Genomic DNA, 26920 nt, shown 5'->3' on the forward strand with positions numbered 1-26920 from the left:
TTCAACAAAGGCTGGCAGGTACCTCAAAGCATTCAACAAAGGACAGGTGTTGACTAATACTTCCGGAGCAGCGTCCGTCACAGTCCCCTTGTTGGTTGCCGGGCCCGTGGTTCGGCGCCTAACGCTGGAGCGGTGTGTGCTCTGGATGGTCGTCACCAGGGAGCCAGCCGGGCGGTTTGAAGTGATCCGGAGCAGGGATCAGGCCGTTTTGCTGGACACTGACCTGGCCGACGTGGCCGAAACCGTCCGGATCGGCACGCGTGCCTGGGTGGTGCTGATTGACGCCCGGTTTGATGAGCCGCAAAGCAACGGTGAGTTCATCGAGTACGACTGGGTAGTCACTGAGAACGGTCACACCCAACGCCTGATGCAACTGGCCCCTTCGCTGCTGTATCCCAACCAGTCTCGCCCGCAACTACGGCTGAAAAAGACACTGAGCGAAGTACTGCACGGCTCCTGCCGGAAACCGCATTACGATGGCGACGATGCCCTGGCTCAACTGGACGACCGGTTGGCGAACGCGTTCGTCAATGCCGACGCTCAACGTCCCGATGTGTTGCTGATGACCGGCGATCAGGTGTATGCCGATGATGTGGCTGGCCCGATGCTGTGCGCCATTCACGCCACCAGTGAGCTGCTGGGTCTTTGGCCGGAACGCTGGCAGGGTGCCGAGATTAACGACAGCGAAACGCTGCAATCCTCTGACTTTTCTTACTATCGCCGTGAAGCGCTGCTGCCCAAGACGGAAGAAAACCGCGCCCTGTACAAACGCTTTATTTCCGGAGCGCGCAAGCCTATTTTTACCTCGGTAGCGGCCAAGAACCATCTGGTGGGCTTGTCGGAAGTGCTGGCCATGTATTGCCTGGTCTGGTCGGACCGGCTCTGGCCACTGATTGATCGGTCATCACCGGCCAGCATGTCGCCGGACTTTCAGGAACAGTATGATCGCGAAGCGGGCATTATTGCCGGCTTCGTCGCCGACCTGCCGCGGGTCCAGCGCGCGTTGGCGCATCTTCCCTGTTACATGATCTTTGATGATCACGACATTACCGACGACTGGAACCTCACCCGGGGCTGGGAAACCGCTGCCTACGGTCATCCATTTTCACGACGCATTATTGGCAATGCGCTGGTTGGGTACTCTCTCTGCCAGGCATGGGGCAACGACCCCGACCAATTGACGTCGCTGATTCGTGAACAGATCAAGCCGGTAATGGAAGCCAAAGCCCGGGGCTATAACCCGGAGCAACACGAGCGGATGATTGACCAGTTGCTCGACTGGGAACACTGGCATTACCAGGTGCCCACCCACCCGCCGTTGATTGTTCTGGATACGCGAACTCAGCGTTGGCGTTCGGAGTCGGACCCGGACAGACCTTCCGGGTTGATGGACTGGGAAGCCCTGACCGAATTGCAACAACAACTCATCCATCAACCATCGGTGCTGATGGTATCGGCGGCTCCGGTGTTTGGTGTGAAGCTGATTGAGGCGATGCAGCGCGTGTTTACATTTTTTGGGCGGGCATTAACCGTTGATGCTGAAAACTGGATGGCGCACCCGGGTGCAGCTCATGTGATGCTCAATATTTTTCGACACGCTAAAACACCAGTACATTTCGGCATTCTCAGTGGCGATGTGCATTACTCCTTTGTGTACGACATTCGCATTCGTCACAGCAAGAGCAGTCCGCATATTCAGCAGGTCACGAGCAGTGGCCTGAAAAATGGCTTTCCCACCACCCTGTTGCACCGCTTCGACAGGGCCAACGCCTGGTTGTATGGACGCTACTCTCCGCTGAATGCGTTTACCAAGCGGCGTGGCATGTCGATCGATACCCGGTACCCGAATGCAGACCCGATCCAGAATCTGGTAAACGGCAGTTCGCTGGGGCGGGTGCTGATCGATGAGGCGGGTGCCATTGTGCAGGCATCGATTTTCGATGCGAAAGGCAATGAAACCCTGTTCAGGGAGCCTGAGCAGGGTGGGGAAATAGCCGGGTCAGGCCGGTAAGGCACTGACCCGGCTGTTGCGCAGGGCCGGTTAGGCGCCGATAACGCCACCGTCGTTGCGACGAACCGCAATCACGGACGACCGGGGAACGCCGTCACGTGCTGCGTTGGGCCACTGACCGGCGGGGTGCTGAATGCCGACCAGCATGGTGCGATGGTCATCCGAGAAGGTCAGCCCCGTGACTTCGCAGCCCTGTGGGCCAACCAGGAAGCGACGAATGTGGCCGGTGACCGGGTCGGCACAGAGCATTTGGTTGTTGCCCTGGCCGGCGAAGTCGCCTTCGTTCGAATAGTTGCCGTCGGTCTGAATCCAAAGGCGGCCGAAGCGGTCGAACACCAGGCCGTCAGGGCTGTTGAACATGTTGTCGGCGGTGATGTTCTCACTGCCGGCATAGGCGCCGGTTTTAACCACCGGGTTGCCGGCAACGGCGTACAGGTCCCAGCCAAAGCGGCGTGATGCGTGATCGCGGTTTTCCGGCATCCAGCGCACGATCTGTCCGTACTGGTTTTCGGCACGCGGGTTCGGGCCACCGACCGGTTGCTGGTCGGTGGTGCCGCGCCGGGTGTTGTTGGTCAGGGCGCAGAAGACCATGGGTGAGGAGGGGTGGCAGGCAACCCATTCCGGGCGGTCCATGGTGGTCGCGCCGACAAAGCTCGCTGCGTCGCGGGCCCGCACCAGAATATCGGCTTCGTTTTCAAAACCGTTTGCCTGGTTCAGGCCGTTCTGGCCGTAACTGAGCTCGATCCATTCACCGGCCCCCCCATCGTGGAATTTGGCGACATAGAGCGTGCCCTGTTCCAGCAGGGTCAGGTTGTGGGCACGGTCATTGGGTCGGTAGGCATCGCGCGAGACAAACTTGTACAGAAACTCACCGCGTTCGTCGTCACCCGAATACACCACGGCACGGCCGTCCCGGTTGATGGTCATGGCAGCATTTTCATGTTTGAAACGGCCGAGGGCGGTGCGTTTCTTCGGGCGTGCGTCCGGATTGTACGGATCAATTTCGACAACCCAGCCAAAGCGGTTTGCTTCGTTCGGTTCCTTGGCCAGATTAAAGCGTTCTTCATACGGCCACCAGTTATAACCGAAACCACTTTCACTCAGGCCGTAGCGGCGTTGGGCGTCGCTCAATTCAGTGCCTTCCGGTGCACCAAAATAGCCGTTGAAGTTTTCTTCGCATGTGAGGTAGGTACCCCATGGCGTGCGACCGGAGCCGCAGTTGTTAAAGGTACCCAGCACGCGACGACCGCTTGGGTCGGTTGAGGTTTTAACGTACTCGGAACCGGCGACCGGACCGGTCAGTTCGAAGGCCGCGTAACCGTGCAGCCGGCGGTTCATGGGAGCGTCTTTCAGGTAAACCCACTGACCGTTAGGTTTGCGCTCCATTTCCACCAGCGTGACACCGTGCGCGGCGATGCCTTTGCGCACGTCGGCCAGGGTTTTGGCGGCTTCACCATGCTCGAAGATGAATTCGTCGTTATAGTATTCGTTGTTGACTGCAAGGATAGCCCGGTCTGGATTGACGCTGCCGTCGGCGTAATTCAGATGAAACATTTCCATGCCGTCGGTGTTGTCGCCAAACTGGCCTGCCTGGGCATCGGCGTCGTTGTTACGCGCGAAGTTGGGTGCACCGGGCAGCACCGGGTCACCCCAGGACATCAGCACATCGTAGCTGTAGCCAGCAGGCAGCGTAATGGTGTCAGCCGTGTTGGCGGGAATGTTGTTGAAGCTCATCAGGGTGGTGGCCTGGCTGAAGGCCATGGCCAGGCTGGACGTGCCACCGAGGAAGGTCGCCGCACCGGCAGCCGAGCCGATCTTGATCAGGCTGCGGCGTGAAATGGCTTTGCTGATTAGCCGATCGAATTCAACGGGGTTTTCGTTGTAATCAGGTTCCAGGCTGGCATCGGGGATGTGGTTAGACATTGGTCAGGTCCTTATTGTCAGGTCGGTTGGTCTGCACGGAAATCGTGTGACAGTTTTGCCAACCGACGTGACAGAGGCGTGACGACGGGATGTCAGTTTGATAGCGATTCGATGACAGGATTGAGTCCTGATCGCTCAATGGTTGTCTTCAGTCTAGTGCTCACTGAAGTCAGTCCAGCCGAGATACCAGGGGGTCGTCGTGGCCGGGTTAACGGCGCCGGCGTAGGTGGCGGTCTGATCCCAGAAGGGGTCGTTATCCGGCCAGGCGGTCGAACTGCCCGTTGGCTGGCGGGGTCTGAAGTCTGGTGCTACCGGGTTGCTGGCCTGGTTGCCCAGTAAACCGGGAATTACCTGGCTGATGGGAGCGAAGTAGTCCGGCTCGGCAAAGCCTGCGTCGTTATCCCGATCGCCGGTTTCCGGACGCCAGGGTGACGTTTCTGCGGACTCGCCATCGATGACCAGATGACTGAACCTCAAAGCCTCTTGGCTGATCAGACTTTCGGTTAGCGGATCCCGCAAGTCGATCGGGTTGTTGCCGTACCCCGAAAGCAGAATGCGGCTGAACTGACCGGCGGTGCCACTGCGCAGCACCATGGCGGTATGGTCCGGTGCGGTGCCGACCAGGGTGACGTTACTGATCTGTGGTTCGGAGCGTGGCCGGGCATTGTCGCGTTCCGGTGAGTTGTCGCCTTCAAAGGCCCGGTCACCAACGTTGGGGTGTTGTTGAGCGATCAGAAACTGCACCTTGCCGTTCCAGCCCAGATCCCAGTCGAGACTGTCGTCTCTGGCACCGGTAATCAGCAAGTGGCGTACGTTGGCCGAGCCGCCGAAAAATTCGATACCATCGTCCAGTGCCTTGTGAATCTGCAGGTACTCCAGCGTGGTTTGCGGGCCGCACCCGGCAACGGTCAGACCATTCAACTCATTGTCGACAAAGGCTTCGTACCCGGCGTATTCAATGCGCACGAAGCGCAGGCTACCGCAGCTGCCATTCCTCTCTTGCCCGCCGAAGTGGCCACGAATATCTCGCACGTCGACCCCTTCAACACGGGCAAAGGCTTCGTTGGTACGGTCGTCCCCGAGCAATACCACGCCACCCCAATCACCGCGTTCTCGTTGCCCGACTGGCTGGGCACTGGTGAAGACGATGGGTGCTGACCGGGTGCCTTCGGCAACCAGTTGACTGCCCCGGGCAATCACGAGTGAGGAACCCGGCCGACCTTTGATTACCGTGCCGGGGGCTATGCGCAAGACGGCATCATTGTGAACGAAGACGTCGGAATCCAGCCGATAGGTTCGGTCGGCACGCCAGCGGGTGTCGGTATCGATATCGGTCGCAACAACGACGGTGCCGGTCAGGGTTTCCAGCAGGCGCTCCCATTGGCTGTAAACGCCGGTGGCAACCAGGGCAAAGGCCAGCAGCGCCAGAAGCAGGCGCCGCCAGGGGCGTGCAAGCACTGGCTTAAACGCTCTGGGCAGGAGCCCTTGCTGACGGGCATCCGCAAGCAGGGAGTCAGGCATCTCGGTGCGCGCCAGTCGAAGCGCCAGATTTTGAATACCCGGGTCCTCCATCGCTCTGGCCCGGTCAAAAAGATCGTTGCGGTAGTCCGGTTCGCTCAGCAAGCGTTCGAAGTCGGTGTCGAGTTGGTGAGGCTTGGCAGCGAGACGCTCCCGGAATGTCCACAAAAGGCCGACCAGATTGCTTTTGGACGCAGGTTGGGCAGGTGATGCGATGAGGGTCATGGTGTGCTCCCGTACAACCAATGGGCGAAGTGCCGGGAGGATAGTGCTCAAATATGACATTTTCGTGACTTGGTGTATGAACTAACTGATTGTTTTTTAACGTATTTTAAGCGACGGCAGCGGGGAGGGCCCGGCATCGGTTTTCCCGGGTCTGTGCACAGGCTTGTCCACAGAAGGTGTGGGTAAGATGACCGGCCAAAAAAAACCCGGTGAAGGCACCGGGTTTTCCAGACTGGAACGCGTTGCGGTTACTGGAAGTAGCGCATCAGGTAGGCATCCATACCCGTGCCATACTGGCAGTAGAGGTTACCGTTGTGGCTGCCGAGCAGTGTACAGGTGAAGGTCTCTTGCGGCTGGTCTTCCCAGGCAGCGTCACAGCTTTCGCGTGAGCGCAGCGCCGTGGTGGTTTGCTCCATGACGTTGCCGTTCTGAGTCCAGGTGTAATCAGCCTGGTACAGGGCGCACTGGCCGTTGTCATCGGTTTCGGTGAACTGGCCAGTACCGTCGGCGTTGATGATTTCAACACCAGAGTCGTACCAGGTGCAGTCGTAGTCGAGGGTTTCAGACTGGAAAGTACCGGTCGGTACGCTGAGGTCTGTGTTCATTTCACCCAGTGTCACTTCGAATTTGGCTTCCCAGCCGCGCTCGGTGAGGGTATCCCGGTAGCTGCCTTCCAGCGGCAGAGCCGCCGCTTGCAGTATGCCAGCGTAGGCGTCGACACAACTGCCGGTCGCCATCGCCATGCCCTGGGCATTGCTGGCCACCATGGGTGATTCCAGAGCCACCAGAGCCGCTTCACCGAAACGCTCATAGTTGAAGGCAATGGCGGTGCTGCCACGTGTATTCAGCGGCTCACTGGCCATTGCATCGGCCGGTGCCTTGGCGGCGTCACCGGTGTATACCACCAGGTGCTTGCCTTTGATTGCGGCAAATACAGGCTGCGGTGCCATGGGTACCGGAACTTGCACGGCGGTGCCGTCGTCGGGAATGGTAACGCCGGCCATGCCAGGGATGCTGGAGCTGATCAGGCCAGCCAGTACGCTCGGGTTATCGGCACTCATTGTGACCAGGGCCGATCCCGCCAGCCCAAACGGGCTCTTGTCGTTGGCTGTGATGTCGTAAACCGCGGCACCGACACCCTTGACGCCCTGTGCCATGGCCGTCGCCATGCCCAGCATGGCCGGGTTGTTCTGACGCAGATCGGCGGTCATGTCACGCAGTGCCGGGCATTTGTATTCCGTTTGTGGCAGCTGTGACCACAGGGCGGTCGCTACCGGTGCCAGGGCATTGACATCGACACCCAGCGCCAGGGCCAGCAACTTATCGCTGCCATCGGTGGCATAGGCGGGCAGGCTGCCGGGCAGGCGCTTCAGTTGACCGGTCAGGTCGGTGTTGGTCAGTTCGAGGATCATGCCAACCTGTTGTGACAGGCTGTCGGACGTCGATGAGATGTCCTCGCTGCCAAAGGCGAAACGGGGCACCTGGCGGGCGAGCGCATAGCCTTCCGGTCCGCACTGGCTGTCGGCCATTTGGGTGTCCATTCGCTCGATTTCGTCCGGAATCAGGGCTTCCAGGTCGCGTCGCAGGCGGGTCTCGGTGCCGGTCAGCAGGGTGGCTGCCAGGCCATCGAGGTCGATATAGCCACGCAAGGTTTCATCGTAGTCGTACTGGTCGCCAAGGGCTTCCCAATCGCCCTGGTCGGCCAGAGAGTCGGACAGATCGGTCAGGCCCAGGCGCTCGGCCTGAATCGCGGCGGTATCGGTATGGTTGAACAGGGTAACGGTGGCAAACCCCTGGTCGACGGCGATGGCCAGATCAAAGCGTTCGTCGTCGCCTTCGGGCGTCAGCTGCCAGGTGCGGACTTCGACCCCATCTACCTGTTTCATGACCGGTGCAGCACCGGATTCAAGAATGGCCTGGTTCAGTACGTCATTGAACGCGTCGGGGTTGTCCAGGGCAAAGCGGGCAACGGGCATGGCGCCATGAAAATAAAAGGCACCGGCGCCTTCATCGGGCAGACCGTAGTGGGCGATCAGTTCGCTATAGCCGCCGGCTGCCGCGGCGGTGTAATTCACCAGCAAGGCTTCGAACAGGCCGAGCACCGGGCTGTCGTCGCTGCCTATTTCAGCCAGCAGAGTCTGCAGTTCATCGATATCAGACTGGTTGACCGTAGACCAGGAATCCATGATATCCCGGCCCACCAGAGTATTGTGCCCGCCCACAAAGAGGACGGTGTCGGCCGGGGTATGGCTGAGCAGGGTGTTGATTGAATTATCGGCCTGGTCGGAGGAGAACAGACCAAACAGATTAAAAGCGTAGGCACTGCTCACGCTGGCAGTGACCACAGCCAGGGTCAGTAGCACGCGCGTTATCATTCCTTTCATGTAAGGCTCCATCGGTAAGTAAAGTACAGGGTGCTCTGCCCAACAGTGCACCGGACAGTCCGTTCAATTCCTGAACGCTCAGACCATTGAACAAACGTTTAGGGAAGCGATTGTAACAGGCCCGTTTCCCGGCTGTCTGCGTTTCCCGGCTTGAACCGGCCATCGATGCCCCCATTGCCATCAGGAATGTGAAAGAGGCCGCAAAATGTGGGATGAGCGCTATGCCGGGGACGACTATGTCTACGGCACCGAACCGAACGATTACCTGAGAGCCCAGGCTGACCTCTTCGCCAGCGGCGCCCGGGTGCTGTGTCTGGCCGAAGGCGAGGGGCGCAATGCCGTCTACCTGGCGGAGCAGGGGCTGGAGGTAGTGGCGGTGGATGCATCGGCCGTGGGTCTGTTAAAGGCGGAACGCCTGGCACAGGCCCGGGGAGTGTCCATTGAGACGCAAACGGCTGATCTGGCCGATATCGACCTCGGCCAGGAGCAATGGGATGGCATTGTTTCAATATTTTGCCATTTGCCGCCTGACGTGCGCCAGTCACTGCACCAGAAGGTGTTCGACGCGCTCAAGCCCGGCGGGCTCTTTGTGCTGGAAGCCTATCGGCCGGAACAACTGCTGTTTAAAACCGGCGGACCGCCCCGCGCCGAGTGGATGATGACCGCCGAGCAATTGCAGGAGGAACTGGCACCGCTTCATTTCGAGCAATTGCAGGAAATGGACCGGCCGATTCATGAAGGGCGAGGCCACACCGGCCTGGGTGCGGTTGTTCAGGCTGTATGCATCAAGATGTGACGGTTGCCATGCTGGTGAGCGCAAAGCGACTGGGTTACATCGTCATGGATGGCCTGTCATCGTCCTGAAATCTCCGGAAAAATCGGCCTAAAAAGTACTTTACATACACAAGTGCTGGGCTAAAGTAGAGGTGTTAAAGATTTTCGCAATACTTATAAGCAAGACCAGTTAGACGCTATGAACCATGTGCTTGCCAGGCGTAATTGATGAATCAATGTGTCGCGGAAAGTACAACCAGGCTGTTCCTGAACAGGTTGCGCGTAAGTAGACGTTATGATCTTTACCCGGCAGCGTTGGCCGGGAATGACCGGCACGACGCAGGCTATTTGCAATCGCATCCGAAGCAGGAGAACAACATGGCGACACAAACCGGCAAGGTGAAGTGGTTCAACGAAACCAAGGGTTTTGGCTTTATTGAAGTTGAAGGCGGCAAAGACGTCTTTGTGCACTTCAGTGCCATCAAGGGCGACGGGTTCCGCACCCTGGCAGAAGGCCAGGAAGTGCAGTTCACCATTACCGACGGCCAAAAGGGCCCACAAGCCTCCGATGTCGAACTGATCTGAGTTCGAATCGCTGATTTGGTACCTAATTAAATATGAGAAAGGCCGCTGTTTAGCGGCCTTTTTTGTGGGTGACTGTTTTGTCAGCCGCTAGGTCTTCTGTGCGTGATGCCAAGCGGATCACGTTTGAACATACATTGACAATCGCAATACGTTCGCAGAACACAGGCGGTAGCGGTAATCGGTACAGTAAGAGTCGGCAGTCAGTTTGCCTGCCATTGGTATTAGCCAAAAATAAGGAGTGATTCCGTATGTATCGGCTAACGAAACAACAGCCACAATCCAAAGGTACCTTTGCGACTATCGCGGCTATGAGTGTAGTGGCATTCGCAATATCGGGCTGTAATTCCGACAGCTCCGGAAGCGGCTCAATGAGCCTGGATATTACAGACGCCCCCATTGACTCGGCCAGTGAAGTCAATGTGGTGTTCGAGGGCGTCGATATTCGTTCGGCAAGCGGTGCATTGGTTGAAATCACCTATGATGAGCCTAGAACCATCAACCTACTCGATCTGCAAGGCGGCACTACGGCATCTTTGCTGGACGATGAAACCCTGGCCGCCGGTGATTACGAATGGATTCGGTTACGCGTGGACGCCACCCAGGAAGCCGGAGGTTCAAACATTGTACTGGACGGGGGTGAAGAACATGACTTGTTTATCCCCAGTGGCGCTCAGACCGGTCTGAAACTGGTGAGCGGCTTTACCGTGCCAGTCGACGGCAGCGTGGCGTTCACCATAGACTTTGACTTGCGCAAATCAGTCGTCGAAGCCAATGGATCTTATCGGCTCAAACCGGCCCTGCGTTTGGTGGATAACAGTGAAGTGGGCTCTATTTCCGGCACGGTTAGCTCAACAGCGGTAACAGAGAATTGCAGTGGCGCCGTCTACGTATACGAGGGTGCCGATGTATCGCCCGGCGATGTCGGTGGCGAAGGCAATGAACCGCTGGTAACGGCACTGGTTGATACCTCCGGCACAGGTGTTACCGGATACGATTATACCGTTGCCTTTCTGACTGAGGGTGACTACACCGTTGCCTTTACCTGTGATGCGGATCAGGATGATCCGGAAGCAGCGGACACCCTGACCTTTACCGGTACCCAGAACGCGAGCGTCAGCGTGGATGCCTCGGTAAGCATCGATTTCTGAGTACGCTCTGGCAGAACCCTAAAAGACCCGGCCCTTGTGCCGGGTCTTTTTATATGGGCTAAGGGCGATCCGAGCTGATTTTGGGCGGCAGGGCGCGGCGAGACGAATCGGTGCCGGGGTCGACCAGATTCAGATGACGGTCGAGCCAGTGTTCCAGACGTTGCAAAGCGCCTTGTTGGTGCTGGTAAAACACATAGGCGCGCTGGCCGAAAGTGTCACGTAGGTCCTGGGATTTGAGCAATCCGAGCAGGCGTTTTTCCAGCGCTTCCAACGTATCGGCGACGATAATACCCTGTTCCTTTTGCATGGCGCTGATGATCGACTGAAAGTTGGTGAAACTGGGGCCGACCAGTACCGGCTTTCCCAATGCCGCCGGTTCAATCGGGTTGTGGCCGCCGCCGTCGTTGAAGGTGTTGCCCATCACCGCAACCTGGGCAGCGCCGAAGAAAACCATCAGTTCACCCAGCGAATCGGCCAGGTATACCTGGTCGTTGTTGCGTGGCTGGCTGCGTTGGCTGCGGCGGCTGTAACGCAGGCCCGATGCGGCAACGATATCGGAGACGGTTTCGAAACGGTCCGGGTGGCGGGGTACGAGAATCATCAGGGCATTTGGCAGCACCGTGGTGATGCGCCGCTGTACTTCCAGTAAGCCTTCCTCTTCGCCACCATGGGTGCTGGCCGCCACCCAGACAGGTCGGCCTTTGATACCACGGGCAAAGGCGGCGATGTCGCCGGTCAGCTTGCTGGAAATGCTCAAATCGAATTTTATCGATCCGGTAACCTCAATGTTCTCTGCCGGTACACCCAACGCCTGAAAACGTTCGGCGTCGGGCCAGTGCTGGGCAGCGATGCCGGTCAGCTGCTGCAGCATGGGCCGGGTTAGCGCTCGGAAGCGGTGGTAGCCCCGAGCCGAGCGTTCCGAGAGTCGACCGTTGACCAGAAACACCGGCACCCGTTGCCGGTCGCAGGCGTTGATCAGGTTGGGCCAGAGCTCGGTTTCCATGATCACCAGGGCTCTGGGGTTCAGCCGGGGCAGCAGACGTCGATACACGTGCGGGTAATCCCATGGCAGGTAGGCATGGTGAACTTTGTCGCCAAACAGTGCCTGTACCGTTTCGCTGCCGGTCGGCGTCATGGTGGTGATGATGACTGGAATGTCCGGATGGCGCGCCAGCCAGCGTTCGACAAAAGGCCGGGCGGCGATGGTTTCGCCCACACTGACGCTGTGCAGCCAGAGCGCACCTTCGGGCATGGCCGGCCAGTGCCCGAAGCGCTCGCGCCAGCGCTGCCGGTAGCCCGGCAAGGTGCGCCCGCGCAGCCACAGCCGCAGCAGCAGGGCCGGCGTCAGGCAATATAGCAGAGCGGTAAACAGCAGTCGTGTCATGTCAGCCAATGCGCCAGTAGGTCATTCAAGTATAGGAAACCCCGGTCGGTTGTGCGTAACGATCCGTGCTCCCATTCCAGCATACCCTGGTCGCGCAACCGGATAAGAGTGGGTTCAATCTCGGCCCAGGCCAGGCCGGTGACCCGGCTGAATTCTTCGGCCGGGCGGCCCTCGACCAGACGCAGGGTATTAATGAAATAATCGAACGGCCGGTCCTCGATGGCAACCCTTTCTTCGTGGCGAATCAGTAACCGGTCGCGGTTTAGATAATCTTTCGGCAGTCTCGTTTTGCGAGTGCGAATGATATCGAACGGGCTGGTTCGGGTGACCTTGCCGTGGGCACCCGGGCCGATGCCGATATAGTCGCCATAGCCCCAGTAATTGAGGTTGTGCTGACAGCGCTTGCCCGGTTGGGCGTAGGCGGAGACTTCGTATTGGCTGAACCCCGCTTCAGCCAGCCTTGACTGGCCGGCCTCCTGAATGGCCCAGAGGGTGTCGTCTTCCGGCAGTACCGGTGGCTTGCGGTAAAACTCGGTGTTCGGTTCGATGGTCAACTGATACCAGCTGAGGTGGCTGGGGTTCAGGGCGATTGCCTGGTTCAGGTCGGCCAGGGCGTCGGCTTCAGTCTGGTCGGGCAGGCCGTGCATCAGGTCCAGGTTGAAATTGTCGAAACCGGCGGCGCGGGCCCGGTCACCGGCGTGCAGCGCCTGGTTCCGGTCGTGAATGCGGCCCAGGCGCTGCAGGTGAGCATCGTTGAAGCTCTGGATGCCAATCGACAGCCGGTTGACACCGGCGTCTCTGAAACCGCGAAAATGCGCTTCGTCGACCGTGCCCGGGTTGGCTTCGAGGGTGATTTCACAGTCGTCACTGAAGCCAATGCGGCGCTCCAGCTCAGTCAGAATCTGACCAATAGCTGACGGTGACAGCAGGCTCGGTGTGCCGCCGCCAAAGAAGACGCTGTGCAACGGCCGGCCCAAGGCGAGTGAGGTATCCTGTTGCAGATCTTCGAACAGCCTCGCCAGATAGTCCGTTTCCGGAATCTGCCCGGGATCGAGCGCATGCGAGTTGAAATCGCAATAGGGGCATTTGCGCACGCACCAGGGAACATGCACATAGGCGGACAGCGGTGGCAGGTGAGTTCTGGGGGTGGTGATCTCCGTCATTTCGCCAGCAAGGCTTGCAGCCGCGGCATAAAGGCGGCCATGGCCTGGCCACGGTGCGACAGGCGATTTTTCAGGGACGATTCCAGCTGAGCGGCGGTGCAATCCTGTTCTGGCAGATAAAACACCGGGTCATAGCCGAAACCACCGGTACCGACCCGTTCGGTCAGAATACGGCCATCCCAGCGGCCTTCGGCGATCAGGGGGGTAGGGTCGCTGGCGTGGCGAACGAAGGCCAGCAGGCAGTAATAATGGGCGCCGCGGTCCGGTTCGGGCACGCCTGCCAGCCGCTCCAGCAGATAGTCGATATTGGCGCTGTCGCCGGATTCACCGCCCGCTCTGGCCGAGAAGCGGGCGCTGTAAATGCCCGGTTCGCCGTTCAGGGCGTCGACGACGACACCGGAATCATCGGCCAGGGCCGGCAAACCGGTCGCTGCCGCGGCATGGCGTGCCTTCAGAATGGCGTTTTCAATGAAACTCAAGCCGGTTTCATCGGCATCGCTGACGCCGAACTCGCCCTGGGGGCGCACGGTAATCGACAGCGGCTCGAGCAGACGGCTGAATTCAGCCAGTTTGCCGGCATTGCCGGAGGCGAGGACCCACTGGCTCATGCGTCTTCCTCCCAGAGTTCCTGGCTGAAGCTGAATTCAAAGTCGCGCTCACCGGGAATGCTGACTTCGATGTCGAACCAGAGCACTTCGCGGTCATCAAAGGGTACCGAGCCGATGAAGTAGCGCGCGTTCTGTTCTTCGATCACGCGCATCTCGAGCCGGTTGCTTTGCCCCAGCAGGTTGCGTACCCGTACCGATACCTCGGCATTCGGCACCGGGACGGCAACGTCGTTGCGGCGCTGTTCCAGTACCGACAGGTTCAGCAGGGCACGCTGCCCGGAGCGTGTCAGGCCATATTGCCCGGCGATTTCCGGCGTCAGCATGGTGCTGTTGAAGGCAATGTAATGCAGTTCATAGCCGTTGAAGGTGACTTTCTGGTCGGCCTGGGCGGTACTGAACAGCAGCGCCAGGCTCAGCATCAGCGTTGTGGTGTATCTCAATAACATGGGGTCACCGTGTAATGTGGTAGAGCGCGATTTCGCCCATCAGGTTGGGCATCAGACTGATTTTCCAGTTGGCCTGGTGGTTGCGGTCCACCACCGTGCGTTCCAGTATTTTAATGTTTCGTTCCCGACATAACACCTCAAAGTCGCGAAAGGTGAAGAAGTGAATGTTGGGGGTGTCGTACCAGGTGTACGGCAGGTTTTCCGAGACCGGCATGCGCCCGTGGAGGGCCAGGTAGGAGCGCACCGTCCAGTGCCCGAAGTTGGGAAAGGTGACGATGGCCTGCTTGCCGATGCGCAGCATGTCTTCAACAATGCGGTCCGGCTTGTGCGTCTGCTGCAGCGACTGGGTCATGATCACGGTGTCGAAGCTCTGGTCGTCAATGTCGTCCAGCCCTTCGTTCAGGTCCTGATGAATCACGTCCACGCCCTGGCGCACGCAGGACAGAATGTTCTGGGTATCGATCTCCATGCCGTAGCCGGTTACCTGTTTGCGCTGGCGCAACAGGGCCAGCAGGCTGCCATCGCCGCAGCCCAGGTCGAGCACGTGACTGCCGTTGGTGATCCAGCGTTCTATATAGTCCAGATCCGGGCGCATCAGACTGTCCCTCCGTTGGCCAGTGAGCCGAGAAAGCCTTCGATCAGCGCCACGTACTCGGGAATGGGGAACAGGAAGGCGTCGTGGCCCTGGGGAGCTTCAATTTCCAGATAGCTGACCTGGCGGCGGGCCCGGGTGAGGGCGCGCACCAGTTCTTCGCTGCGTTCCGGGGCAAAACGCCAGTCGGTACTGAAGGAGGTAACCAGAAAGCGACAGTGGGCCTGGCTCAGGCAGCGCGCGAGGTCGCCGTCGTGGTCGCCGGCCGGGTCGAAATAATCGAGCGCCTTGGTCATCAGCAAATAGGTGTTTGCATCGAACTGGTCCGAGAAATTCTCACCCTGATAGCGCAGGTAGGACTCAACCTCGAAATCGGCATCGAAATTGAAATTCAGCTTGCCGGTGCGCAGGTCCCGTCCAAATTTCTCGCGCATGCTGCTGTCGGACAGGTAGGTAATGTGCCCGAGCATCCGCGCCAGCATCAGACCGCGTTTGGGGCGGGTATCGTGATCGAAATACCGGCCCTGATGGAAATCCGGGTCGCTGACGATGGCCTGGCGAGCCACTTCGTTAAAGGCAATGTTTTGGGCGCTCAGCTTGGGTGCCGAAGCGATAACGGCACAGCCTTTCAGGCGGTCCGGGTAATCGATCGACCAGCGCAGTGCCTGCATGCCGCCGAGGCTGCCGCCGATCACAGCATGCCAGCAGTCAATGCCCAGGCGATCGGCCAGCCGTGCCTGGCTTTTCACCCAGTCGCGGACGGCGATGATCGGGAAGTCCGGTCCGTAAGGGCGGCCGGTCTCCGGGTCCTGGCTCATCGGGCCGGTGGAGCCGTGGCAGCCGCCCAGGTTGTTCAGGCTGACGACAAAGTAGCGGTTGGTGTCGATGGCCTTGCCGGGGCCGATGCAGGCATCCCACCAACCCGGTTTGCGGTCTTCAACGCTGTTGTAGCCCGCCGCATGGTGGTGTCCGCTCAGGGCATGGCAGATCAGAATGGCGTTGGAGGCATCCTGGTTCAGGCTGCCGTAGGTCTCATACACCAGGGTGTAGTTCGACAGGCTGCGTCCGCAGCGCAAAGGCAGGGCGTCTTCAAAAAAGGCCGACTGCGGCTGAATCAGCCCGACGCTGTCGGCGGGTATTTCTGTTGGCATTTACTATGTCCCGGGAGACCGGCCAGTCAGGCTAGCCGGTAATGAGTCAGCAATTCGGTGTGTTAACCCCTGATTCACAGCCCCAGAATTGGGCTGATTCCACCGACGGTGGAGTACCCGGTCTGGGGCAGAATCATGCCGCCGAGAATAAAGTCGCGCAGTATAATCAGCACCAGAAAGGCGATGATGTACGACAGATCAAGCATGCCAATGTTCAGGTTCAGGCGACGGAACGGGCCAACAAAAGGTTCGACCAGCTGGCCGAGGAAACCCAGCAAGGGGTTTTGCTGGCCCATGGCAATCCAGCTGCCAATGGCGACGATGATCATGCTCCATTGCAGCACAGTCAGCAGAATGCCGGCCACACCGAGCAGTGACCAGACTACCAATTGGCCAACCAGCGCCATGGGGTTTACGCCCATGGCGGCGAAGATCAGGCAACCCAGAATGAACTGGCCGATCCAGATGCACAGCAATGACGCCAGATCGAGCCCGCCGAGGCCGGGAATGATGCGGCGCATGGGTTTAAGCACCGGGTCGGTGATTTGCAGCACCGTCATCGCCAGCGGGTTGCGCACATCCGCCCGGGCGATCTGTGCCAGAAAGCGGGCAACCAGGCTGATCAGTAAAATACCAAACGCCGTTTTCAAAATGAGTACGATAAGCGGGCCCAGCATTCGGACACTCCTTTGATGAGTCTGTGTTAATCATACCCTGTGGTGCAGGGTGATGCCTGTTGTGATGTGACTAGTCAGCCAGTTCCTGCGATAACACCCGCGACCGATCCATGCAGGCTTGCATCGCACGGGCTACAACGGCGTCGAGGTCGTCGCGTTCGAAGCTGAAGATAGCCTGCTCGGTGGTGCCTTTGGGTGAGCATACCTTCTTACGCAATTGTGCCGGTGTTTCACCGGTTTGCTCAACCATGCGCGCCGCGCCCATAGCCGTTTGTACAATAAGACGCTGCGCGGTGTCTGCATTGAGCCCGGCGTCTTCGGCCGCTTTTTGCATGGCTTCCATAAAGCGGAAGAAGTAGGCCGGGGCACTGCCGCTGGTGGCGGTTACCGAGTGCAGGTCCTCTTCGTCTGTCACCCAGACTGCGACGCCGATGGCACTGAAGATGGCCTCAACGGCTTCGCGTTCGCTGGCCTCGACGGCTTCATTGGCATACAGGCCGGTGGCGCCGGTCATGACCAGAGAGGGGGTATTGGGCATGGTTCGGATGACGGCAAAGCCGCCGCCGAGCCAGCGATCGATGGCTTCTGCCGTGACACTGGCGGCCACACTGATGACCAGCGGTTTACTCGCCTGAAAGGCGTCGCGCAGCGGTTCCAGAACCTGCTTCAGTACCTGGGGTTTCACGGCCAGCACGACCGCTTCACAGGTCTCGATCAGGGCATTGTTGTCATCGGTGGCCTGCAGGCCCTTGGCGGCGAAGGCATCGCGCTTGGGCGCGTTGCGGTCACACACCCAGATACGATCGGCCGGGTAGCCACTGGCCAGCATGCCATCAATGATGGCTCCGGCCATGTTACCGGCGCCTATAAATCCGATGATGGGCTGCTGTTGCATGGGGTCTCCTTGTCGTAACCAGGTTAAATACAGTAGCTGATCAGCGTCAGCTCTGTGCAGAGTAGTGGCGTTGCCCGAACAGGGCGCTGCCCACCCGAACGTGGGTGGCGCCGCATTCAATGGCCAGTTCAAAATCACCGCTCATGCCCATCGACAGCGCTTTGCAGTCCGGATAATTCGTAATAAGGGTGTCGCGCAGTGTTTTCAATTCTTCGTATTGCTGGCGCAGGGTAGACTCACTGAGATCCACCGCGGGAATGGCCATTAAACCGGCTACAGTGAGGTTCTCCAGCCCAGCCATGTCGGCAAGCAAATCTGCCACGTCGGCGGGTACCACACCCGCCTTGGCCGGGTCGTCACTGATGTTGACCTGAATGCATACCGACAGAGGCCCTTTGGCGGGTGGGCGCTGCTCGCTCAAACGACGGGCAATTTTCAACCGGTCGACACTGTGCACCCAGTCAAACAGCTCAGCGACCTGGCGGGTTTTGTTGCTCTGCAGCGGGCCAATAAAGTGCCAGACTGGAGCTGGCCCCTGCCAGTGGGTGATCTTGTCGACCGCTTCCTGCAAGTAGTTTTCACCCAGGTCCGTTGCGCCAGCTGCAGTGGCGGATTCCAGGTCGGCCAGTGGCCAGGTTTTGCTGACGGCGACCAGGGTAATCTCTTCTGGCGAGCGGCCACTGCGGGCACAGGCGGCGGCAATGCGGGCTTTTACTTTGGCCATCCGGTCACTGAAGGCCGTATTTTGGGTGGCAGTCATGGTGTCCTCGGGCTGAATCGGCGTGGTGGCGGGCACGACTGGTGTCTGTTGCTCGCAAAAAACCGACGTTCGGTTACACTGATTGCAGATCAGCCAAACGGGCGACTGTCGAGTTCGACGGCGTCATTTTGAAGGCTGAGTCTCAAAAGCCGACAGCATACCTATTTTGGCACCGTCTGAATAATGTATCTTATGGCCTGGCAGGCGCCTCGAGCGTGACCTGACCCTACGAACGATAGCGACGGCATGCCAACCGGCCGCTGTGACAGACTGGCAGTGAGGAGTCTCATGGATATTACAGAATTACTGGCGTTCAGTGCCAAGCAGAACGCATCCGACTTGCACCTGTCATCGGGCTTGCCGCCGATGATCCGGGTCGATGGCGATATTCGCCGCATCAACCTCCCCGCTCTGTCGCACAAAGAAGTCCATTCGCTGATCTACGACATCATGAACGACAAGCAGCGCAAGGACTTCGAAGAATTCCTGGAAACCGACTTTTCCTTCGAAGTACCTGGTGTGGCCCGTTTCCGGGTGAACGCTTTCACCCAGAACCGGGGCTCCGGTGCGGTATTCCGGACCATTCCGTCCAAAGTACTGACCATGGACGACCTGGGCATGGGCCAGGTATTCAAAGACATTGCCATGGTGCCCCGTGGCATCTGCCTGGTGACCGGTCCGACCGGCTCAGGCAAGTCGACTACCCTGGCGGCGATGATCAACTACATTAACGAAACCAAATACGAACACATCCTGACCATCGAAGACCCAATCGAATTCGTGCACGAATCCAAGAAATGCCTGGTCAACCAGCGTGAAGTGCACCGCGACACCCACGGCTTCTCGGAAGCCCTGCGCTCGGCCCTGCGGGAAGACCCGGACATCATTCTGGTCGGCGAGCTGCGGGATCTCGAAACCATTCGTCTGGCACTGACAGCGGCAGAAACCGGTCACCTGGTCTTTGGCACCCTGCACACCACCTCAGCTGCAAAAACCATCGACCGGGTGGTCGACGTGTTCCCGGCTGAAGAAAAATCGATGGTGCGATCGATGCTCTCGGAGTCGCTGCAGGCGGTGATCTCCCAGACCCTGCTGAAAAAGAACGGCGGCGGCCGGGTCGCAGCTCATGAGATCATGATCGGCACACCCGCGATCCGGAACCTCATCCGTGAAGACAAGGTGGCGCAGATGTACTCCGCCATCCAGACCGGCGCTCAACTGGGCATGCAGACACTGGACCAGTGCCTGCAGAACATGATGCAACGCGGGCTAATCAGCCGTGAGGTTGCGCGTGAGAAAGCGAAACAGCCGGATAATTTTTAAACCAAAGTTTGACGTTTCCAGGTAGCCACCGCGGACCATAACCACTGGGGCAGCCCGACCAACGAGGCAAGCCCGATAGGGTGCTAAGCCACAACAGGATTGAGTATGGAATTTGATCGTTTATTGCGTCTGATGGTCGAAAAAGGCGCCTCTGACATGTTCATTACCGCTGGCGTACCGCCCAGCATGAAGGTGAATGGCCAGGTGGTACACGTCACCAAAAACCCGCTCAGCCCGGAGAAGACCCGAGAGCTGGTGATGTCGGTAATGAGCGACAAACAGCGAATCGAGTTTTCAGATACCCAGGAATGCAACTTCGCGATATCGGCACGCGGCATTGGTCGCTTCCGGGTCAGTGCCTTTCACCAGCGTAACCTGGCGGGGATGGTGCTGCGGCGCATTGAAACCCAGATTCCACGCCTTGAAGACCTGGGCCTGCCGGATATCATCAAAAAACTGGCCATGACCAAGCGCGGCCTGGTGTTCTTCGTCGGCGCAACCGGCACGGGCAAATCGACCAGCCTGGCGGCGATGATTGGCCACCGGAATCGTAATTCGCGCGGCCACATCATTTCCATTGAAGACCCGATCGAATTTATTCACCAGCACGAAGGCTGCATCGTGACCCAGCGCGAAGTGGGGCTCGATACGGACAGTTTTGAAGTGGCCCTGAAAAACACCCTGCGTCAGGCGCCGGATGTGATCATGATTGGTGAGGTGCGGACCAAGGAGACGATGGATTACGCCATGGCGTTTGCCGAAACCGGTCACCTGTGCCTGGCAACACTGCACGCCAACAACGCCAACCAGGCACTCGACCGCATCATGCACTTTTTCCCGTCCGACCGGCAGCGCCAGTTGTGGATGGACCTTTCGCTGAACCTGAAAGGCATCGTCGCCCAGCAATTGATTCCAACGCCCGACGGTAATGGCCGCAAAGCCATTATCGAAGTGCTGGTCAACACTCCGCTGGTGTCCGACCACATCCGCAAGGGCGAGGTTCACCTGCTCAAAGATCTGATGTCCAAGTCTACAGAGCAGGGCATGCAAACCTTCGATCAGGCGCTGTTCAGAGCCTATTCACGCGGCGAAATCACCTACGAAGATGCCCTAGGCTACGCAGACTCCGCCAACGACCTGCGCCTGATGATCAAGCTGGACCAGGAAACCGACCCGGGCCATCTCACTGGCCAGGCCGCCAAGCTTTCCATTCAGGGTACAGACGACTACTGATTGGTTTGCTTCGGTGGCTGACGTTTACTGTGGCTCGGGTGCCTACGGTGGCTGGGGTTCGTGCCGGCCACCGGGTAGGTCTCTCCGGGGTCGGCGTGAACCCGTCCATGGGGCCTAGGCTTCGGCATCCATGCCTCAGACTTCCCCGGAGAGGCCTACCCGGCAGCCGGCACTTGGTTGGGTGCTAACCGCTGCTTTACATCTTCAGGAATCGAAGTTTTCCACGCGAAGTGTTGGTTACCTGGTAAAAGTAACCTGAGTGTTGTGTCATGAGTTGGAAATTCGCGTTTATTTGACCGCTCACTATCCAAGGAGTGTCAGGTGCGTCTGATGAAGGGCGTTAGACAGCATGGATGCTGTCTTCGAGCCCCCATGGATGGGTTCACGGCGTACCTTCAGCAGGCGTACCTGACAGTCCAGCTGGCACTGGGGAATGGTTGAAACCTAAGTAGATTGAGCGACGAATTTCCAATTCATGACACTGGCTCGTGCCACTAATGAGTCTTAGCCGACACTGCATCCTGCATTAAACGCAGATCGCGGTAGTTGCGCAGGCCGCCGTACATCATGGTCTGAAACTTCTGGGCGGTGAGTTCTGTTTTTTCTTTGTAGTCGTTGATGTCGTAATCGCGGACCACATCGGTTTCCGGGGCGCTGCCGGGTTGTCCGGTGCGCAAAACGAGGCGGGTGAGGTGGTTGCCGACTTCCTCGCGAATGGCTTTGACCAGGTCGAGACCGGCGCGGTCGGTTTCCATTACCACATCGATGATGGCCATGGCGAGTTCTTCGCCCAGTTCATGGGCGATGGCCAGGGCTTCCTGACCGCTGGAGGCCGTGTGGACAACTAGGGGGCGGTTTTCAAAGGTAAAGCGGCGCAGGGCCAGGCGGGTCACCGCATGGACTTCGGGTTCGTCATCTACGACCAGCACTTGCCAACCAGCATTCGGAGGTTCTTCGCCGTTTCTGGTCTTTTCGTCTAGCCAATTCATCGATGCCATTGAAGCCTCGTCTCTGCTATACCCCCCGGTGCTGAATTTCACCCGGGCAGGGGCTGCCATCCTTAGTCGTTAGTACTAAAGATAGTGCTTTTTTTGAACAATGCAAAGGCAATTTGACGATATTCAGGGTTTATCTCTGGGGAAAATTGCGGGCTCGGTTGAGCCCGCGCGAGTGATCAGCGCTGGAAGGGGTAAATGGCGCCGACGCCGGTCAGGCGGGTCAGTTCGTCCAGCGCGGTGCGGCTCTCGATCAGCAGGTTTGGATCGGCCAGGTCAGCCTGGCTGAGGCGATCGCGGTAGTGCGCGTCAACCCAGTCGTTGAGCGAGTGGAACAGTGCATCGGTGAGAATAATGCCCTGGTGCATGGCCTCGTATTCGGTCTGCGTCAGCGCAACGCGCAAACGAAGGCAGGCCGGGCCGCCACCATTCTGCATCGATTGCTTCAGATCGAACACTTCCACCCGGTTGATCGGGTTGCTGGTGTCAGCCATCAGCCGGTCCAGAAAATCGGCTACCGGTCCGGTTTCGCGGCATTCGCCGGGCACCACCAGCATCATGCTGTCGTCGGCCAGGCTCAGCAACTGACTGTTGAACAGGTATGAGCGCACGGCGTCCAGAATGGAGACCTCGGCCGTCGGAACTTTGACGGCAATGAGTTTGACGTCGCCCAGCTTGCGTTGTAGCTCGTCCAGCACTGCGTCGGTATCGGCGAAGGCTTCCTCATGATAGAAGAGCACGTTGCGGTTACCCACGGCGATAACGTCGTTGTGGAACACACCGGCATCGATGGTCTCTGGCTTCTGCAATGCGAAAACCGCCTGATCGTCACCCAGACCATGCAACCGGGCCACGGCCTGGCTGGCTTCGAGCGTCTGACGCGCGGGAAACCGCTGTGGGCGCGGCGCATTCTGGTTGAAGGCTTCCTGGCCGTAAACGAACAACTCGACACCGGCGCTGTCGTACTGCCCGCAGAACCGGGTGTGGTTGGCGGCACCTTCGTCGCCGAAGAAGCTGACGGCAGGCAGGGCATCGTGATGGGCGAAGTAACGTTCATCCCGAAAGATTGATTTGAGCATCCGGGTGGTGGTCGGGTGCTCGATGGAACGGTGAAACTTGGCGTTCAAATTGGCGGCGGTGAAATGCACCCGGCCATCGGCCGTATCGGCGCTGGGCGATACGGTGCCGGCGTTGGCGGTCCACATGCAGGAGGCTGAGCTGACCGCGCTTAAAATCGCCGGGTTCTGTTTGGCGACTTTCTCCAGCACCTGGGCGTCTGTTCCGCTGAACCCCAGTTCACGCAACGCCCAGATGGCGGGGCGCTCGTGCGGCAGCAAAATGCCCTGGCGCAAGCCGAGGTCCGACAGCGCTTTCATTTTGCGCAGCCCCTGTTTGGCGGCTTCTTTCGGGTTGGACGCCTCGCTTTCATTGCTCAGCGAAGCGATGTTGCCGTAAGACAGGCCAGCGTAGTTGTGGGTTGGCCCAACCAGGCCATCCAGGTTCATTTCAAAGGCGGTCATAGGTTCATTCCCGGCGCAGTGGTTTCGGGTTTGGTCAGCGTCGGGCTTTCCATCGAGGCGACCGGGTAGGCGCAGTAGTCTGCCGCGTAATAGGCAGAGGCGCGGTGGTTGCCGCTGGCACCTACGCCGCCGAAGGGGGCGCCGCTGCTGGCGCCGGTGATCGGCTTGTTCCAGTTGACGATGCCGGCGCGAATCTCGTCGATGAACTGCTCATAACGGGCCCGGTCATTTGACAGCAGGCCAGCCGACAAGCCGTAGCGGGTGTTGTTTGCCCCGGCAATGGCGTCGTCGAAACTGTCGTAGCGGTAGATGCTCAGCAGCGGGCCGAAGTATTCTTCATCCGGCACGTCGTTGGCGTCGGTCAGATCGACGATGCCCGGTGTCAGCAAGGCCGTGCCTGCTTCATGACGCGTCATTTCCAGCAAGCTGCGGCCGCCCTTGCTGACCAGCATCTTCTGGGCCTCCAGCAAGGCATCGGCGGCGGGCAGTGATACCACGGAACCCATGTAAGGCTGGTCGTCGGCGTCCCAGTGGCCGACCTTGAGGTTGCGAGTGGCTTCGATCAAGCGGGCCAGGAAGGCATCGCCCTGTTCGCCGTTGGCGATGAAGACGCGACGTGCACAGGTGCAGCGTTGCCCGGCTGAAATGAAGGCACTGGTAATGACATGGTGCAGGGCCGCATCGGTGTCGATGTCGGTATCGACGATCAGCGGGTTGTTGCCTCCCATTTCCAGCGCCAGAATTTTGCCTGGCTGGCCGCCGTACTGTTTGTGCAGGATCTCGCCGACGGTCGAGGAGCCGGTGAAAAACAGGCCGTCAATGCCGGGGTGTCCGGCCAGCGCTACACCGGTGGTTTTCGCACCCTGAACCAGGTTGATGACGCCCTGGGGCAAACCAGCTTCGTCCCAGATGCGAACGGTTTCCTCGCCCATTTTCGGCGTCATCTCGCTGGGTTTGAACACAACGGTGTTGCCCGCAAGAATGGCAGGTACGATGTGGCCGTTGGGCAGGTGGCCGGGGAAATTGTAGGGGCCAAATACGGCTACAACGCCGTGTGGGCGATGGCGTAATACGGCTTCACCGTCAGGCAGTTCACTGCGCGTGATACCCGTGCGCTCGTGGTAAGCCCTGATCGAGATTTCGATCTTGCCAACCATGGCGCCGACTTCGGTGCGCGCTTCCCACAGGGGTTTTCCGGTTTCGCTGCCGATTACCCGCGCCAGTTTTTCCTGGTTCTCTTTCAAGCCTTCGGCAAATTTGCGGCAGATGGCGATGCGCTCATCCAGTGAGCGGTGTTTCCACTCGGCAAAGGCGGTACGGGCGGCGTTAATCGCCTGATCCACATCGTCGGCACTGGCGGTATTGCCTGCCCAGACAACCGACTGGTCGATTGGGTTAATGGAGTCGAGGTGGTCGCCGTGGCCAGTGTGCCACTGGCCGCCAATAAAGAGTCTTGCTTCAGTCATCGGAGGGTCTCCGGGGTCTCAGCGCGACGGCGCGGACAGAATCGCCTGCAGTAACCTGCAGGTTGCTGGCCTGGGCCGTGCTTAGGTGAAGGGTGGTGCCATCGATGGCCGCGGTATTGATCAAGCTGACCCGATAGTCGTCGAACCGGCGGTTAGAGACCAGGGTTAAGCCGTCTTTTCGGGTCAGGTCGGGTGCCGGTGTTTCATCCTGCACGGCAACGGTATACAGCTGGCTGTCTTTAACGGCACGAACGTTGGTAACGCGAGCCGAGACGGTAGGCCCCCCGTCAAAGATATCCACATAGCCGTTGAAGTCGAAGCCTTCCGCTTTCAGCATAGCCAGAGCAGGTTCGGTATCCGGGTGGACCTTGCCGATGGCTTCCTGGGCGTCTTTCGACAGCATGGGGACATAGATTGGGAACTTGGGCATCAGTTCGGCAATAAAGGCTTTGTTGCCGAGGCCAGTCAGGTAGTCCGCATCGGAAAATTCCATCTGGAAGAAGTGCCGCCCCAGGCTTTCCCAAACCGGTGATTTGCCCTCTTCGTCACTGAAACCGCGCATTTCAGCGATGATGTCCCGGCCAAACAGTTCCTGAAATTCAGCCAGGAACAGATAGCGGCTTTTGCTCAGCAACTGGCCGTTCTGGTTCTGGCGGTAATCCGGCATCAGAAACAGGGTGCAGATTTCGGAGCTGCCGGTCAGGTCGTTGCTCAGATACAGCGTTTTGGTGATCTTGTGCACGCCAATGTCTTTGGAGGCATGCACGGTTTTACCAACGTGGTAGTTGTACCAGATGTCGTCGTGCCCGATGCTGGCTTCGAGTGCGCAGATGCCGGCAATCTCATCGTTGCTGGGGTCGATCATCGCGAACAAATAAAGCCGGTCTTTTTCGGGGAGTTCTTTCTTAAACGATGCCACGGCTTTATCGAGCTTGGCCTGCATTTTCTGGCGGTTATCCGGCAGGGTGGTGACCCCCACTCCGGAGTTTTTGGCCATGGTGCACAGCGCATCGATATCAGTTGGCGCTACCGGACGAATGTACATAGTCGTATTCCTTCCTTATAGCGGCGCGTAGGCGATGGGGTCGCCTTCTTTGACGTTGAGGGCCTCGGCGACGTTTTCGGGTATGCGAATGGTCTCGCCAATGCCGTCTACCAGGGTCCCAATGGTGCAGCGGAAATCGCTCAGTGAACGATTGCTGATCAGGTATTTCAAGCCGCCGACCACATCACTCGGCCGCGCTTTTTTGTGGCGCACCTGTTTGAGCGTGAACAGATTGTTTAGCTCGCCGGTAAGCACCGGTCCACCGTCGAACGGGTCGATAAAAACGGTTTTGCTGAAACCTTCGCGGTAGAACAACTGGCAGGCGCGATTAGCCGCTTCATGATTCTGGCCAATGTTGCCCTGTGCCACTTCCGGCAGCAGCGGTACATAAATCGGGTGCTGTGGAATCAGCTCCGACATAAAGGTTTTGCTTTTCACACTGCAGTAGTAATCGGCTGTATTAAAGTCGATGCCGAAGAAGTGTCGGCCAACCGCATCCCAGAACGGGCATTCACCCTTGTCGTCGAATATGCCCTGAATTTCAATGATCACTTCGCGGTGAAACCGCTCGGGCAGACAGGCCATAAACAGCAGCCGCGCGCGAGACAACAAATCAAATGCATCGGAGTTTTTATGGTCCGGGTCGATGGCGAACGAGCGCAACAACGTTTTGCCGGTCAGCTCATGCGACAGAAACAAGACCGGTACCTTGGAACTCACATCCAGGTGATGCGAAGCATGAACCACGGCATCCATCCGGTAGTTAAAAAACGGATAACCGCCGCCGGCTTCGGTATCAATCCCCGACGTGCCCATCAGCGTCTGTTTGTCGGTGTCTTCCAGCACAAACAGAAACGAGGCCGGGCCATCCTGATCAATGCCACTTTTGAAGGCATCGTCAGACTGACCGATTTTTTCCGACAGTTTGTCCCTGTCTTTTGGCAGGGTTGTCACGCGGGCATCGGTGGCATTCAGCAATCGTTCGATGCTGGTCAGGTCCACGAAGTTACTCGGGCGAACAACGAGCATGGTGAATCCTCTCATTAAAGGCTTATAGCTCAAGTTTCGGAGGTCAAATTGGCTTTATACCTTGA

The 26920-nt window shown here is 58.7% G+C and carries 23 protein-coding genes; 6 read left to right on the plus strand and 17 right to left on the minus strand.

The features are described 5' to 3' along the window. The first annotated feature begins 49 nt into the window (after window positions 1-49). Window positions 50-2011 carry a metallophosphoesterase family protein gene (locus ACHUE7_RS02830; protein ID WP_394168634.1) on the plus strand — a complete coding sequence of 654 codons (1962 nt, stop codon included), beginning with the start codon at window positions 50-52 and terminating at the stop codon, window positions 2009-2011. 30 nt (window positions 2012-2041) lie between these two features. Here ACHUE7_RS02830 and ACHUE7_RS02835 read toward each other — a convergent pair whose 3' ends face one another. From ACHUE7_RS02835 to ACHUE7_RS02845, 3 genes are all read right to left on the minus strand, one after another. Then, window positions 2042-3934, minus strand: a complete 1893-nt coding sequence (locus tag ACHUE7_RS02835; protein ID WP_394168635.1) for a PhoX family protein — start codon at window positions 3932-3934, stop codon at window positions 2042-2044. A gap of 153 nt (window positions 3935-4087) precedes the next feature. Then, window positions 4088-5677, minus strand: a complete 1590-nt coding sequence (locus ACHUE7_RS02840; protein ID WP_394168636.1) for a hypothetical protein — start codon at window positions 5675-5677, stop codon at window positions 4088-4090. 248 nt (window positions 5678-5925) lie between these two features. Then, entirely contained in the window at window positions 5926-8061 is a 2136-nt protein-coding gene (locus ACHUE7_RS02845; protein ID WP_394168637.1) for a hypothetical protein, read from the minus strand. Between the two features lie 205 nt (window positions 8062-8266). Here ACHUE7_RS02845 and ACHUE7_RS02850 point away from each other — a divergent pair, with 205 nt between their 5' ends. The 3 genes from ACHUE7_RS02850 to ACHUE7_RS02860 all read left to right on the plus strand — a co-directional run bounded on the left by ACHUE7_RS02850 (window position 8267) and on the right by ACHUE7_RS02860 (window position 10568). Next, on the plus strand, window positions 8267-8857 hold the full coding sequence (locus tag ACHUE7_RS02850) for an SAM-dependent methyltransferase (RefSeq protein WP_394168638.1): 591 nt from the start codon (window positions 8267-8269) through the stop codon (window positions 8855-8857). 356 nt (window positions 8858-9213) lie between these two features. Beyond that, on the plus strand, window positions 9214-9420 hold the full coding sequence (locus tag ACHUE7_RS02855) for a cold-shock protein (RefSeq protein WP_028671638.1): 207 nt from the start codon (window positions 9214-9216) through the stop codon (window positions 9418-9420). Between the two features lie 368 nt (window positions 9421-9788). Next, window positions 9789-10568 carry a DUF4382 domain-containing protein gene (locus ACHUE7_RS02860; protein WP_394168639.1) on the plus strand — a complete coding sequence of 260 codons (780 nt, stop codon included), beginning with the start codon at window positions 9789-9791 and terminating at the stop codon, window positions 10566-10568. A 58-nt stretch (window positions 10569-10626) separates the two neighbouring features. Here the strand turns inward: ACHUE7_RS02860 and waaA are convergent, their stop codons facing one another. The 9 genes from waaA to ACHUE7_RS02905 all read right to left on the minus strand — a co-directional run bounded on the left by waaA (window position 10627) and on the right by ACHUE7_RS02905 (window position 18244). Next, window positions 10627-11952, minus strand: a complete 1326-nt coding sequence (waaA, locus tag ACHUE7_RS02865; RefSeq protein ID WP_394168640.1) for a lipid IV(A) 3-deoxy-D-manno-octulosonic acid transferase — start codon at window positions 11950-11952, stop codon at window positions 10627-10629. After that, complete coding sequence (hemW, locus tag ACHUE7_RS02870; RefSeq protein ID WP_394168641.1) at window positions 11949-13115, minus strand: radical SAM family heme chaperone HemW; 1167 nt, start codon at window positions 13113-13115, stop codon at window positions 11949-11951. The genes waaA and hemW overlap by 4 nt, the downstream gene beginning before the upstream one ends. Beyond that, window positions 13112-13723 carry an RdgB/HAM1 family non-canonical purine NTP pyrophosphatase gene (rdgB, locus tag ACHUE7_RS02875; protein WP_394168642.1) on the minus strand — a complete coding sequence of 204 codons (612 nt, stop codon included), beginning with the start codon at window positions 13721-13723 and terminating at the stop codon, window positions 13112-13114. The genes hemW and rdgB overlap by 4 nt, the downstream gene beginning before the upstream one ends. Next, the gene (locus ACHUE7_RS02880) at window positions 13720-14169 is read right to left on the minus strand and encodes a DUF4426 domain-containing protein (RefSeq protein WP_394168643.1); all 450 of its coding nucleotides are present in this window, start codon (window positions 14167-14169) and stop codon (window positions 13720-13722) included. Before ACHUE7_RS02880 ends, rdgB begins: the two co-directional genes overlap by 4 nt. Before the next feature lie 4 nt (window positions 14170-14173). Next, window positions 14174-14764: a methionine biosynthesis protein MetW gene (metW, locus tag ACHUE7_RS02885; RefSeq protein WP_394168644.1), complete on the minus strand. Its 591-nt coding sequence runs from the start codon at window positions 14762-14764 to the stop codon at window positions 14174-14176. Next, window positions 14764-15912: a homoserine O-succinyltransferase MetX gene (gene metX / locus ACHUE7_RS02890; protein ID WP_394168645.1), complete on the minus strand. Its 1149-nt coding sequence runs from the start codon at window positions 15910-15912 to the stop codon at window positions 14764-14766. Before metX ends, metW begins: the two co-directional genes overlap by 1 nt. Before the next feature lie 74 nt (window positions 15913-15986). Beyond that, window positions 15987-16589, minus strand: a complete 603-nt coding sequence (locus tag ACHUE7_RS02895) for a YggT family protein (RefSeq protein WP_394168646.1) — start codon at window positions 16587-16589, stop codon at window positions 15987-15989. A 70-nt stretch (window positions 16590-16659) separates the two neighbouring features. Further along, window positions 16660-17484, minus strand: coding sequence for a pyrroline-5-carboxylate reductase (gene proC, locus ACHUE7_RS02900; RefSeq protein ID WP_394168647.1), 825 nt, complete (start codon window positions 17482-17484; stop codon window positions 16660-16662). A gap of 46 nt (window positions 17485-17530) precedes the next feature. Next, entirely contained in the window at window positions 17531-18244 is a 714-nt protein-coding gene (locus ACHUE7_RS02905) for a YggS family pyridoxal phosphate-dependent enzyme (protein WP_394168648.1), read from the minus strand. Between the two features lie 288 nt (window positions 18245-18532). On the opposite strand from ACHUE7_RS02905, the gene ACHUE7_RS02910 reads away from it, so the two are divergent. Both ACHUE7_RS02910 and ACHUE7_RS02915 read left to right on the plus strand, forming a co-directional pair. Beyond that, on the plus strand, window positions 18533-19567 hold the full coding sequence (locus ACHUE7_RS02910; protein WP_127556789.1) for a type IV pilus twitching motility protein PilT: 1035 nt from the start codon (window positions 18533-18535) through the stop codon (window positions 19565-19567). A gap of 105 nt (window positions 19568-19672) precedes the next feature. Further along, window positions 19673-20800: a PilT/PilU family type 4a pilus ATPase gene (locus ACHUE7_RS02915; protein WP_127556788.1), complete on the plus strand. Its 1128-nt coding sequence runs from the start codon at window positions 19673-19675 to the stop codon at window positions 20798-20800. A 494-nt stretch (window positions 20801-21294) separates the two neighbouring features. Here ACHUE7_RS02915 and ACHUE7_RS02920 read toward each other — a convergent pair whose 3' ends face one another. The 5 genes from ACHUE7_RS02920 to ACHUE7_RS02940 all read right to left on the minus strand — a co-directional run bounded on the left by ACHUE7_RS02920 (window position 21295) and on the right by ACHUE7_RS02940 (window position 26855). Beyond that, a complete protein-coding gene (locus tag ACHUE7_RS02920; protein WP_394168649.1) occupies window positions 21295-21798 on the minus strand; it encodes a response regulator in 504 nt (167 codons plus the stop codon). 176 nt (window positions 21799-21974) lie between these two features. Then, a complete protein-coding gene (gene astB, locus ACHUE7_RS02925; protein WP_394168650.1) occupies window positions 21975-23315 on the minus strand; it encodes an N-succinylarginine dihydrolase in 1341 nt (446 codons plus the stop codon). Continuing rightward, a complete protein-coding gene (astD, locus tag ACHUE7_RS02930) occupies window positions 23312-24781 on the minus strand; it encodes a succinylglutamate-semialdehyde dehydrogenase (protein ID WP_394168651.1) in 1470 nt (489 codons plus the stop codon). Before astD ends, astB begins: the two co-directional genes overlap by 4 nt. Further along, window positions 24774-25826 (minus strand): arginine N-succinyltransferase, encoded by a 1053-nt coding sequence (gene astA / locus ACHUE7_RS02935; protein ID WP_394168652.1) that lies wholly within the window; start codon window positions 25824-25826, stop codon window positions 24774-24776. Before astA ends, astD begins: the two co-directional genes overlap by 8 nt. A gap of 15 nt (window positions 25827-25841) precedes the next feature. Next, a complete protein-coding gene (locus tag ACHUE7_RS02940; RefSeq protein WP_394168653.1) occupies window positions 25842-26855 on the minus strand; it encodes an arginine N-succinyltransferase in 1014 nt (337 codons plus the stop codon). Window positions 26856-26920: the final 65 nt, after the last annotated feature.

It is taken from the genome of Saccharospirillum alexandrii (assembly GCF_043641555.1).
GTDB lineage: Bacteria > Pseudomonadota > Gammaproteobacteria > Pseudomonadales > Natronospirillaceae > Saccharospirillum > Saccharospirillum alexandrii_A.